Source organism: Collimonas sp., assembly GCF_039923675.1.
Lineage (GTDB): Bacteria > Pseudomonadota > Gammaproteobacteria > Burkholderiales > Burkholderiaceae_D > Collimonas.
This window is the reverse complement of the sequence record NZ_JBDTCG010000109.1, coordinates 1-11,305: the sequence shown is the minus strand read 5'-3', so window position 1 is coordinate 11,305 and position 11,305 is coordinate 1. Positions and strand designations below refer to the sequence as shown.

General features: G+C 57.6%; 8 protein-coding genes. 7 read left to right on the top strand and 1 reads right to left on the bottom strand.

Annotated features, from left to right (window positions below; genetic code table 11):
* Nucleotides 1-100 precede the first annotated feature (100 nt).
* The 3 genes from alaS (at nt 101) to ABI171_RS24165 (ending at nt 5,117) form a co-directional block, all read left to right on the top strand.
* Nucleotides 101-2,752 (top strand): alanine--tRNA ligase, encoded by a 2,652-nt coding sequence (gene alaS / locus ABI171_RS24175; RefSeq protein WP_348095102.1) that lies wholly within the window; start codon nt 101-103, stop codon nt 2,750-2,752.
* A 108-nt stretch (nt 2,753-2,860) separates the two neighbouring features.
* Nucleotides 2,861-3,415 (top strand): NUDIX domain-containing protein, encoded by a 555-nt coding sequence (locus ABI171_RS24170; protein ID WP_348095101.1) that lies wholly within the window; start codon nt 2,861-2,863, stop codon nt 3,413-3,415.
* A 112-nt stretch (nt 3,416-3,527) separates the two neighbouring features.
* On the top strand, nt 3,528-5,117 hold the full coding sequence (locus ABI171_RS24165; RefSeq protein WP_348095100.1) for a rhomboid family intramembrane serine protease: 1,590 nt from the start codon (nt 3,528-3,530) through the stop codon (nt 5,115-5,117).
* 15 nt (nt 5,118-5,132) lie between these two features.
* On the opposite strand, the gene ABI171_RS24160 is transcribed toward ABI171_RS24165, so the two are convergent.
* Complete coding sequence (locus tag ABI171_RS24160) at nt 5,133-6,482, bottom strand: hypothetical protein (protein WP_348095099.1); 1,350 nt, start codon at nt 6,480-6,482, stop codon at nt 5,133-5,135.
* A 252-nt stretch (nt 6,483-6,734) separates the two neighbouring features.
* On the opposite strand from ABI171_RS24160, the gene ABI171_RS24155 reads away from it, so the two are divergent.
* The 4 genes from ABI171_RS24155 (at nt 6,735) to ABI171_RS24140 (ending at nt 11,105) form a co-directional block, all read left to right on the top strand.
* Entirely contained in the window at nt 6,735-6,962 is a 228-nt protein-coding gene (locus ABI171_RS24155) for a sulfurtransferase TusA family protein (protein WP_038491550.1), read from the top strand.
* A 438-nt stretch (nt 6,963-7,400) separates the two neighbouring features.
* A complete protein-coding gene (locus ABI171_RS24150) occupies nt 7,401-8,153 on the top strand; it encodes an electron transfer flavoprotein subunit beta/FixA family protein (protein WP_348095098.1) in 753 nt (250 codons plus the stop codon).
* Between the two features lie 97 nt (nt 8,154-8,250).
* Nucleotides 8,251-9,180 (top strand): FAD-binding protein, encoded by a 930-nt coding sequence (locus ABI171_RS24145; RefSeq protein WP_348095097.1) that lies wholly within the window; start codon nt 8,251-8,253, stop codon nt 9,178-9,180.
* A gap of 134 nt (nt 9,181-9,314) precedes the next feature.
* Nucleotides 9,315-11,105 (top strand): acyl-CoA dehydrogenase, encoded by a 1,791-nt coding sequence (locus ABI171_RS24140; protein WP_348095096.1) that lies wholly within the window; start codon nt 9,315-9,317, stop codon nt 11,103-11,105.
* Nucleotides 11,106-11,305 lie beyond the last annotated feature (200 nt).

Genomic DNA, 11,305 nt, shown 5'->3' with positions numbered 1-11,305 from the left:
AATGCCGAAATCGGCACCTTCGACCGCGACTTCAAACGTTTTGCGGGCGTGCGCGTGCAGTTGCTCGGCCGCCCTTGATCCCTCGTTCGTACTGTTGTTCATGAATCCAAACCAACCTGTTGCCAGTTTCACCGTCGCCGACATCCGCAAGACCTTCCTCGACTTCTTCGCTTCCAAGGGGCACACCGTCGTGCCGTCGAGCTCGCTGGTGCCGGGCAACGACCCGACGCTCATGTTTACCAATTCGGGCATGGTGCAGTTCAAGGATGTGTTCCTGGGCGAGGACAAGCGCTCGTATGTACGCGCAACGTCGGTGCAAGCCTGCCTGCGTGCAGGCGGCAAGCACAACGACCTGGAAAACGTGGGCTACACCGCACGGCACCACACCTTCTTCGAGATGCTGGGCAACTGGAGCTTCGGCGATTACTTCAAGCGCGAGTCGCTGAGTTGGGCTTTCGAGCTGCTGACCAAGGTGTACGGCCTGCCCGCTGAAAAGCTGTGGGCCACTGTCTATATCGAGGACGACGAGGCGTACGACATCTGGACAAAAGAGATCGGCTTGCCACCGGAGCGCGTGGTGCGCATCGGTGACAACAAGGGCGGTCGCTACATGTCCGACAACTTCTGGATGATGGCGGACACCGGTCCTTGTGGACCCTGCAGCGAAATCTTCTACGACCACGGCCCGCACATTGCCGGTGGCCCACCCGGCTCGCCCGACGAAGACGGCGACCGTTACATCGAAATCTGGAACAACGTGTTCATGCAGTTCGACCGTCAGATCGACCCGAAAACCGGCGTCGCCACCCTGACGCCGCTGCCGAAGCAATGCGTCGATACCGGCATGGGCCTGGAGCGCCTGGCTGCGGTATTGCAGCATGTGCACAGCAATTATGAAATCGATCTGTTCCAGCGCCTGATCAAGGCTGCCGCGCGCGAAACCAATGTTGCCGACCTGGAAAACAACTCGCTGAAAGTGATCGCCGATCATATCCGCGCCTGTTCCTTCCTGGTGGTCGATGGTGTGATTCCTGGTAATGAAGGCCGCGGCTATGTACTGCGCCGCATCATCCGCCGTGCGCTGCGCCATGGCCACAAGCTGGGCCAGACAAAGCCGTTCTTCTACAAGCTGGTCAAGGACCTGGTTCTGGAAATGGGCGCTGCCTATCCAGAGCTGCCGGCGGTTGCCGAGCGCGTTGAGCAAGTCTTGAAGCAAGAAGAAGAACGTTTCGGCGAAACGCTGGAAAACGGCATGAAGATTCTGGAAGCCGAACTGGTCAAGAATCCGAAAAAGCTGAGCGGCGCCACAGCATTTACCTTGTATGACACGTTCGGATTCCCGCTGGATTTGACGGCGGACATCTGCCGTGAACGCGACATCGAACTGGATGAAGCCGGTTTTGACGCGGCGATGGAACACCAGAAAAAGACCGCACGCGAGGGCGGCAAATTCAAGATGACGGCGGCGGTGGAATACAGCGGCGACAAGACGCGCTTTGTCGGCTACGATGAATTGACGCATGAGGCCAAGGTACTGGCGTTGTATGTCGATGGCAGCGCGGTGCAGAAAATCGAGGCTGGCCAGGACGCCATCGTGGTGCTCGACACCACGCCGTTCTATGCTGAATCGGGCGGCCAGGTTGGTGATTCCGGCGTATTGGAAGCCGCCGGCGCTTTGTTTGAAGTGAGCGACACGCTGAAAATCCAGGCCGAGGTTTTCGGCCATCACGGCAACCTGCGCAGCGGCATGCTGGCGGTTGGCGACAAGCTGAACGCCAAGGTGGATAAGGCCGTACGCGGCCGCACCATTCGCAATCACTCGGCGACTCACTTGATGCACAAGGCATTGCGCGAAGTGCTCGGCGTGCATGTTGCGCAAAAGGGCTCCTTGGTCGATGCCGACAAGACCCGTTTCGACTTCAGCCATAACGCTCCGGTCAGTGCCGACGAAATCCGTCGTGTCGAAGAAATCGTCAACCGCGAAATCCTCGCCAACGTCGCTACAGAAGCCAGGCTGATGTCGTTTGACGACGCCGTCGGCGCCGGCGCCATGGCGCTGTTCGGTGAAAAATACGGTGATGAAGTGCGAGTGTTGTCGATAGGCACATCGCGCGAATTGTGCGGCGGTACCCATGTTACGCGTACCGGCGATATCGGCTTGTTCAAGATCGTCGGCGAAGGCGGCGTTGCCGCCGGCATCCGCCGCATCGAAGCGGTGACTGGCGAAGCCGGCCTGGCGCTTGTGCAAAGCCTGAGCAACCGCGTCAACGAAGCTGCTGCCGCCTTGAAAGCGCAACCGGAAGAGCTGACCCAGCGCATCGCGCAGGTGCAGGATCATGTCAAGGCGCTGGAAAAAGAGTTGAACGGTTTGAAATCGAAACTGGCTGCGAATCAAGGCGACGAACTGGTCACGCAAGCCGTTGACGTCAACGGCATCAAGGTGTTGGCGGCAACGCTGGAAGGCGCCGATAGCGCCACGCTGCGCGAAACCATGGACAAGCTGAAAGACAAACTGAAAACCGCAGCGATCGTGCTGGCGGCAGTCAAGGATGGCAAAGTCAGCCTGATCGCTGGCGTCACTGCCGACGCGACAGCCAAGGTCAAGGCCGGCGAGCTGGTCAACTTCGTGGCGCAACAGGTTGGCGGCAAGGGCGGCGGCCGTCCCGATATGGCGCAAGCCGGCGGCACCGATCCGAGCGGCCTGGCGGCGGCATTGCAAGGCGTCGCCGCCTGGGTTGGCGAACGCGCATAAAATTCATCCCTCCTGGCAGAGGGGTGCAAAGCGGGAAGCATCAAATCGCAGTAGTATCGCGGTTTGGTTCTTCCCGCTTTTTTATTTTTCCAACCAACAAAAACTGTCATGAGCGAATTCAAATTTTGTCCGGTTTGTGCCGCATCCCTGGTCTATCGCGCCGATGAAGAGGAAGCCGGCAAGTTGCGCCTGGCTTGTCCCGAGGGACACTGGACCCACTGGGACAATCCGCTGCCGGTGCTGGCTGCCATCGTTGAGATTGAGGGCAAGATACTGCTGGCGCGCAATGCAGCTTGGGAAGAGGGCATGTTTGCGCTGATCACCGGCTTCATGGAGCGCGATGAAACGCCTGAACAAGGCATCGCCCGTGAGCTCAAGGAAGAAACCAACCTCGATGCAGGGGAAATCACCCTGGTCGGCGTCTACGAATTCATCCGCAAGAACGAACTCATCATCGCCTATCACGTCAAGGCCTCCGGCACGATCAAGCTGTCGCCGGAGTTGCTGGAATACCGCTTGCTGGAACCGGCCGCGTTGCGGCCATGGCGCGCCGGCACCGGCCATGCCGTAGCCGACTGGATGCGTGCTCAGGGTCTGGCGGTTGAATACGTCGACCGGCCTTTGTTGCAGAAGGCGCAGCCCGAAGCCGCTTTGAAAGCGTGAGAACAGATACTGGCCAGGGCAGAAGTTGTTTGATGCGTAAAAAATAACGCTGCCATGTGGCAATGACTGGGTAAAATCATGCTATTGAATTTTATCCTGCCCCCAAGCCGCCATGCTGATCATCCCGGTAGACCGTAAGCCAGACTGGAGGCGTCCGCCGCTGGTCACAATCCTGCTGGTCCTGATCAACCTGTTTATCTATTTCGGCATCCAGTGGGGTGAGCGCAGCCACATGGAGCCGGCCGCCCGGTATTACCTGGTCGAGTCGCGTCTGCCCGAATTCGAGTTCCTAGCCTATGCGCGATACCTGGACGGCCAGAATAAGCCCGAAGCGGGCAGCGCCATGCGCAAGGGGCTGGAACGCTGGCGCCAGATCAGGGCGCGTACCGATCTGGCGGCGGCGCGCGACGGCAAGACCGCTTCGCTCAAGGACTATGAGTCACTGATCGAGCGCTGGTATGTGCTGGATGCGGACTTCAAGTTTGGCGCCTTGATGCAGCAACCCAAGCCGACGCTGCTGGGAACCATCGACGCCGACGACCTGGCGGAATGGAAAGAGCAGCGTGAGCACTATTTAAGCACCCGCAGCCGCAGTTTCACCGAACGTTATGCGTTGATCCCGGCGCAAGCTTTCGAGCGCCCGGTCACTTTGCTGACGCATATGTTTTTACACGCTAGCGTCGAACATGTGCTGGGCAATATGGTGTTCCTGGCGATGGTCGGCTATGCAGTGGAAATCCTGCTCGGCGGCGGCTGGTACTTGCTGTTCTATCTGCTGTCCGGTTTGCTGTCGGCGGGTTTCTACCTGCTGTTCGAAGGCGATAGCACGGTGCTGTCGCTGGGCGCTTCAGGCGCCATTTCCGGCGTCATGGGGATGTACACGGTACTGTACGGTTTGCGCAAGATCCGTTTCTTCTACTGGTTCCTGTTTTATTTCGATTTCTTCAAGGCGCCGGCGCTGATCATGCTGCCGATCTGGGTCGGCAAGGAAGCGTTCGACCTGTTGTTTGGCCAGCCGTCGAATACCAATTACTACGCCCACATCGGCGGCCTGCTGGGCGGCGCCTTGCTGGCCTTGACATACCGCTTGCTGGCACGCGGCAGGTTGGCGCAGGCGCATGCCAGCTATGTCTCGCATGCTGGCGACGACAAGCTGCTGCGCAGCTTGCAGCAGAGTGCTTATGCCGCCTTGGCCAGGCTCGATTTCGAGCGCGCCCGGCGCGATTTCACCAGCCTGGTAAGCAAGACGCTGGCACTGCAAAAAGCGCCGCAGCCCGACTGGTTGCTGCAGCTATTCAATTTATCGAAAGATGCGCCGTCCTCGGCAGCTTTCCACAAAACCGCCGAGATGCTGTTGAGCCTGCCGAAAGACCGCTTCGACGAAGAGAAAATCCATCAGGTATATCTGGATTATGTTGCCAGCGCCGAACCGCGGCCGTTGCTCAATAACGAACAGTCACTGGCGATCGCCCGGCGGTTTGCCATGAACGGCCAACCGCAAACCGCAGCTGCCATCCTGCAGATATTACTGGTGACCGCGCGCCAGCATCGGCAGTTGCCGCAACTGATACAGTTTGTCGCCCGTGGATTCAAGACTGCGGGTAAGCACGACCAGGCGCGGCATTACCAGCAGCTGTTGCAGCAGCAGTTTCCCTTTAGCGAAGAAAGCCGCTGGCTGGCGAGCCCCGGCAACCGATATTGAGCTACGACTCAGGACTCAGGCTGGTTCCGAGCTCTGCGCCAAACCCTCGATCACTTTCTTGTATTGCTGCGCTTCGTTGGCTGCGGGGTGGCCTGGCCATTGCGCAATTACGTGATTAAAAAGGCTCAAGGCGCGTTCATCCTGGCGCAGGTGGTCGGATAAAAGTTTGCCGGCCAACACCAGCACAGCCGGCACATCCTTGTGACGCGGCGCACGCTTGTGGAAGCCCGAGACAATTTCAAGCGCTATCTGATATTCACGCACGCTGGCGGCAGCGGCTGCGATCTCCAGTACGTGATCAGGATTATCTATTTTGAATTCAGGATCGAGCCGGCGCGCCTGCTTCCATGCTTCGCCAATGCGGCCGGCTTTCGCCGAGCGCGCCAGCGTGAAAAGGTGACGCGGCGCATAGTCGAGCTGCTTGGCCTTGTCGCCTTTTAATACCAGCAGCTTGGCGTAGTGGGCCGATAATTGCGGATTGAATTGATCGTAGCGCAGCTCTTCCCAGATCATTTCCATCGCCAGGTCGATGTTGCCGTCACGGATCAGCGCGCCGACCTGCTGCGCCAGGATGTCGTCGTCGCTCAGGGGGCGGTTGTTGCGGCTGCTGGCAAGCGCATTGATTTCAAAATTGCGGTCCGGTGAATAGCCGATTTCCTGATGGTATTGATACATCGTATAACCCATCAGATTGAAGCTGACCAGAGTGAAATACGCGCAAGCGAAAATGCCCACGGCGATCAGCAAGGTCAGCGATAATTTACCCGCAAACAGCATGATGACAATCGGCCCGCATTGGCTTAGTATGAAACCAAACACCCAAAGTGCAAGATAAGGCCAGCCGCAGGCTTTGATCATCTTGAACACATTGAGTGGATTGATGGCGCTGGTAAAGCTGTGGGTATAGCCGAGCACCATGATGCTGGCCGGCAGCATCAGGTTTGCCACGGCGGTTCCCAGCAATGCCAGCATGGGATGGATGGATGCCAGGATGCCGATGAAAAAACCTTGCACCATCATTATCAGCATTAATTTATAGGGCGACATTTTATGGACGTCGTCGGCGTCGTCGAAATCCGCACAGCGCAAATTGCCGAGCGACGTTTGTTCCAGAATGCGAAATGCCTGACGCGTCAGGTCGATGGCGAAGCCGATGCCGACCAGGATCGCGATGATCAGGATAAAGGGTGAGAATCCGCCTTCTTCATCGTGCCTGCCAAGTAGCCACAGACCGGTGCCGATCAGGGCGTAGACGGCGGGGCGCCAGATCAGTGGCCCCTGCAGCGGATACAGGAAAAATTGAGGCAAGCGTTGCCAGAACGGCGTGATGTTGCTGAAGGGCTTTTCGCTAAGATTGTCCCGCATGCTCGTTCCTCAGAATATTTCGGCAGGCGGCGCTGGAGAGCGCCGCGAATGTGTTTGTTACAGTGCGATACTTATCAATTGGATATTAACATGTAGATACGCAGAAAGATTGTATTTAAGACATATTTACTATTCGCCATGCTGTTGTAAAAATGATTGATGCTTTGCTGCGATGCGTCAAAGCCACCGGCGTTTAGAGTAGAATCAGCGAAAAGCAGCAAATGTTAAAAATTTTTACATTACGAAGTGGTTATGGAATTTAATAAAGAACTCGACGCACGCGGTTTGCATTGCCCACTGCCGATTTTGAAAACAAAAAAGGCGCTGGCGGACATGCTGAGTGGCGAAGTGCTGCGCGTGCTGGCCACGGACTCTGGTTCCGTGCGTGATTTCCAGGCGTTTGCGAAGCAGACCGGCAATGATTTGCTGGAGCAGAGTGAAGAAAACAGAGAATTCATTTTCTTCATGAAGCGCAAATAAGCATTCGGCTGACTGAACACGCACTACACATTCGTTTTTTTGTAAATCACGTCTTCGTTGCAACTGAATACAGCACGGCCTGCTTCCTGTAGGTCGTGTTCCGCTTAAGCTGCATTCCGCTTTTCTCTCCCCGTTTTTTTCCCCGCCTTCTTCTTTTCCGCCAAGTTGTTCCGGTATCTTCAAGTTTTATCAGCAAGCCATAAACCGCACTGAAAGTGTCTTGTTTTGCAAGATCCCGATGTAATTAGTTGATTTGCTCTAAGATTTAATAGAACGATCGTGCTAAATTTCAGCGTCGGATCGAATTCTCTCTTATAATTCCCAATTGAGATTTACGTAAACGTTAACCTTGGCCTTAAGTATTACGTTAGCCGTGTTACGTTAGCCGCGCCAGTCCGCGCTACCCAGATTTTTTTATTTCCATAAAAAGGCATAACGATGAAAGTATTAGTACCAGTCAAGCGTGTCGTCGACTACAACGTCAAGGTACGGGTCAAGTCGGACGGCAGCGGTGTAGATATTGCCAACGTCAAGATGTCGATGAATCCGTTTGACGAAATTGCCGTGGAAGAAGCTACGCGCCTGAAAGAAGGCGGCAAGGTCACCGAAGTGATTGCGATTTCCTGCGGCGTCACGCAATGCCAGGAAACCCTGCGCACCGCGATGGCGATCGGCGCCGACCGCAGTATCCTGGTCGACACCGCCGATACCGATCTGCAGCCGCTGGCGGTGGCGAAGCTGTTGAAAGCCGTCGCAGATAAAGAGCAGCCGCAACTGATCATCCTCGGCAAGCAAGCGATCGACGACGATTGCAACCAGACCGGCCAGATGCTGGCGGCGTTGCTGGGCTGGCCGCAAGCCACCTTTGCTTCCAAAGTGGTGCTGGAAGACGGCAAGGTGACGGTTACGCGTGAAGTCGACGGCGGCCTGGAAACCATCGCCCTGACCCTGCCGGCCATCATCACGACCGACTTGCGCCTGAACGAGCCGCGCTATGTGACGCTGCCGAACATCATGAAAGCCAAGAAGAAAACGCTGGACGTATTCAAGCCGGCCGATCTGGGCGTCGATGTTGCTCCGCGCCTGAAGACGCTGAAAGTGGTCGAGCCGGCCAAGCGCAGCGCCGGCATCAAGGTGCCTGACGTCGCTACCCTGGTCGCCAAGTTGAAGAACGAAGCCAAGGTCCTGTAAGCGTCCGGCAAGAGCCCAGCACTTATAAAACACTTATCAAGAACCAAGCGCAGCGCCGCATGAATGCAGGCGAGCGTACACAACATCAGGAGCCCACATGACAGCTTTAGTCATTGCTGAACACGATAATGCCTCGTTAAAAGGCAGCACCCTCAATACTGTTACCGCAGCCAGCCAATGCGGCGGCGAAGTCCATCTGCTGGTTGCCGGCAGCAATTGCGGCGCAGCCGCACAAGCCGCAGCGCAACTGGCTGGCGTGACCAAGGTATTGGTTGCCGATGCCGCTTATTTCGCCGATGGCCTGGCGGAAAACGTCGCCGAGCAGGTATTGGCGCTGGCTTCTGCCTACAGTCACATCCTGGCGCCGGCCACCGCCTACGGTAAAAACATCTTGCCGCGCGTCGCCGCCAAACTGGACGTCGGCCAGATTTCCGAAATCACCAAGATCGACAGCCCGGATACTTTCGAGCGCCCTATCTACGCCGGCAACGCCATCGCTACCGTGCAATCGAGCGACGCCACCAAGGTCATCACTGTTCGTACCACAGGCTTTGACGCTGCAGCCGGTGGCGGTTCCGCTGCGGTGGAGAACATTACGGCTGCTGCCGACTTCGGCAAATCGGCCTTCGTGTCGCGCGAACTGGCCAAGTCGGATCGTCCTGAGCTGACTGCCGCCAAGATCATCGTGTCTGGCGGCCGCGGCATGGGTTCCGCTGAAAATTTCAAGATCCTGGAACCGCTGGCAGACAAGCTGGGTGCGGCGATGGGTGCTTCGCGCGCCGCAGTCGACGCCGGCTTCGTGCCGAACGACTGGCAAGTCGGCCAGACCGGCAAGATCGTCGCGCCACAGCTGTACATCGCCGTCGGTATTTCCGGCGCGATCCAGCATCTGGCCGGGATGAAGGATTCCAAGGTCATCGTCGCCATCAACAAGGATGAAGAAGCGCCGATTTTCTCGGTGGCCGATTACGGCATTGTCGGCGACCTGTTCGAGATCGTGCCGCAACTGGTGGCCGAGCTAGGGTAAGCCGACGGGCGTTTGACGCATGCCGAGACGTTGCTACGTCACGGCGTTTTGTCAAAAATCGAATGCATAGGGGTGGTAATGCGAATGCCGGCGGCGCCGGCTTCTCTTGCCACCCCGATTTTTAGGAGTAGCTCATGAGTTATATCGCCCCGTTGAAAGACATGCTGTTCGTGCTGAACGAACTGGCTGGTCTGGAGCAGGTCAGCACGCTGCCCGGTTGCGAAGATGCGACCCCGGAAACCGTGGAAGCAGTATTGCAAGAGAACGCCAAGTTTTGCAGTGAAGTGGTGGCGCCCCTGAATCGCAGCGGCGATCTGGAGCCGAGCTATTGGCATGATGGCGAAGTCACGACCAGCAAGGGTTTCAAGGAAGCATTCAAGGCGTTTGCCGAAGCCGGCTGGCAGGGCGTGCAGCATCCGGTCGAATTCGGCGGGCAGGGCTTGCCGAAGCTGGTGGCGACGCCATGCATCGAAATGCTGAATGCCGCAAATCTTTCTTTCGCTCTTTGCCCGTTATTGAGCGACGGCGCCATCGAAGCCTTGCTGACTGCCGGCAGCGATGAGCAAAAACGCATCTACCTTGAAAACCTGGTCTCCGGCAAATGGACTGGCACCATGAACCTGACCGAGCCGCAAGCCGGCTCCGACTTGGCGCTGGTGCGCACCCGCGCGGTGCCGCAGGACGATGGCACTTACAAGATTTCCGGCACCAAGATTTTCATCACTTACGGTGAGCACGATATGGCCGAGAATATCGTCCACCTGGTGCTGGCGCGTACGCCGACTGCGCCTGAAGGCGTCAAGGGCATCTCGCTGTTTATCGTGCCGAAATTCATGGTCAACGCCGACGGCACGCCGGGCGCGCGCAACGACGTCCATTGCGTGTCGCTGGAACACAAGCTCGGCATCAAGGCGAGCCCGACCGCGGTGCTGCAGTTCGGCGACCATGGCGGCGCGGTCGGTACCTTGGTGGGCCAGGAAAATCGCGGTCTCGAATACATGTTCATCATGATGAACGCGGCGCGTTTTGCGGTCGGCTTGCAAGGCATCAGCGTCGCTGAACGGGCTTATCAAAAGGCTGTGGCATACGCCAAGGACCGGGTCCAATCGCGCGACCTGGCAGGCTCCGCCGGTGCGGTGACGATCATTCATCAGCCGGACGTACGCCGCATGCTGATGAGCATGCGTTCGCAGATCGAAGGCGCGCGCGCGTTGGCCTACGTGACAGCGGCGGCGCACGATGCGGCGCATCATCACGCCGACGAAGCGACGCGCAAGGCCAACCAGGCGTTCTATGAGTACATGGTGCCGGTGGTCAAGGGCTGGTCGACCGAGCTGTCGATCGACGTCGCGTCGACCGGCTTGCAGATCCATGGCGGCATGGGCTTCATCGAAGAAACGGGCGCAGCGCAGTTCTATCGCGATGCGCGGATCCTGACGATCTATGAAGGCACCACTGCAATCCAGGCCAATGATTTGATCGGCCGCAAGACGGTGCGTGATGGCGGCGCTGTCGCCAAGGGCATCATCGCGCAAGTGCGCGCGACGCAAGCTGAACTTGCCGGCAGTGGGGTAGCTGATCTGGTTGCGATCGGCAAACAGCTGGCCAGCGGCGCCGATGCGCTGGAGCAGGTCGTCACTTACGTTGTGGACAATCTGAAGAGCGATATCAAGGGCGTGTTTGCCGGTAGCGTGCCTTATCTGAAACTGGCTGGCATCGTGCTGGGTGGCTGGCAGCTTGGCCGCGCGGCGCTGGTCGCCACGCAAAAGCTGAAGGCCGGTGCGGGCGATGGCGGTTTCTATCAGGCCAAGATCGGTACGGCGCGTTTCTTTGCCGAGCACATCTTGTCCCAGGCAGATGCTCTACGCATCTCGATTGTCGAAGGTGGCAGCGGCGTGATGGCGTTGACGGAAGATCAGTTCTGATCTTGTTTCAAGTGTAAAAAAAGCAGCCGGCCGGCTGCTTTTTTTCGATGCATGCAATGCCCGGCACGCTCAACGTAAGCGGTCATCCGCTCCACCTATGAATTCGTTCTCGGCGTCGTCACACTGTCACTTTCGGTTATTCGGGAGAGCGGATAGTGTTGAATTCAGAACGTGAGAAGGTCTGGCAAGAACGGGTCATG